Annotated in this window: 1 protein-coding gene; it reads right to left on the bottom strand. The window is 58.6% G+C overall.

The window, feature by feature from the left end:
- Positions 1-128: 128 nt before the first annotated feature.
- Complete coding sequence (locus HU762_RS26505) at positions 129-488, bottom strand: DUF6124 family protein (protein WP_186641870.1); 360 nt, start codon at positions 486-488, stop codon at positions 129-131.
- Positions 489-873 lie beyond the last annotated feature (385 nt).

Genomic DNA, 873 nt, shown 5'->3' with positions numbered 1-873 from the left:
CGTTCGGCCAGCGTGGTTAACGGGGCGCCGAGATCAACGTCCACCGCGAGGCGGCCTTATAGCCGACCTGGTTTTGGTGGGATTGCGTTTCTCCAGTGCGGGCTTGCTCGCTACTGCGCGCGGTGTGGTCAGGGTTGTGTATTGACGTTGTCCAGCATCCGATTCGCCAATAAAGCGCCCAGCTCGATCAATTGCTGAATGCCAAGGGCAACATGGCGTCGCGAGCCTTTCAGGTCGAACGCCAGGTCGCTGACCATGGCATCGGCTGAGGCCAGGGTTTCGCTGAGGTTAGCCAGCAGGCTTTCGGTGTCGACGCCGTCCACTACAGTGAACAGCTGGCCTGTGGGCTGTTTCTTTTTGGCTTGAGGTTTGGGGTCAAGATAGAGGTCGATGGCGCGCTTGGCGGCTTCATCGAGCACTGGAGGAATCTGGCTGGCTTCGGGAGAAACGGAATCGTTTTTTGTTGGCCTAGAGTTACTTTCAGACATGTTGAGCGCTCGATTAGGATTGAAATAACGCCCCCTACTTTCGGGTTTCCAGTCCCGGCCGCTGAATTTGCAGCGACGGGAAAAGACTAGCGACAACCCTTCCCACCCGGCAACCGTCGGAACTCGTCGGAAAAATCCACCTGATTCAGAAAGTGTGTCCGACCATTCCCACAAAGCTTGGTCGGCTGTCAGCCATCGCAAACAGCTCACTGAAGGAACACGCCCCCCAAAAAACCAGGTCGGCTATAAGGCTGCCTCGCGGTGGACGTTGATCTCGGCGCCCCGTTAACCACGATGGCCGAACGCAGGTATTGCGCAGTGGGCATCCCGGCATGGATGCCGGGATAGCCGCGCTGGCCCATGGATGGGCCTTCGCGGCGGGCCC

This window comes from Pseudomonas sp. SWRI92, from assembly GCF_014268685.1.
Lineage (GTDB): Bacteria > Pseudomonadota > Gammaproteobacteria > Pseudomonadales > Pseudomonadaceae > Aquipseudomonas > Aquipseudomonas marvdashtae.
This window is presented reverse-complemented; position numbering and strand designations above follow the sequence as displayed.

Excerpts from the sequence above, each read along its gene's own strand:
- HU762_RS26505 (WP_186641870.1), bottom strand. The coding sequence starts at position 488 with ATGTCTGAAAGTAACTCTAGGCCAACAAAAAACGATTCCGTTTCTCCC.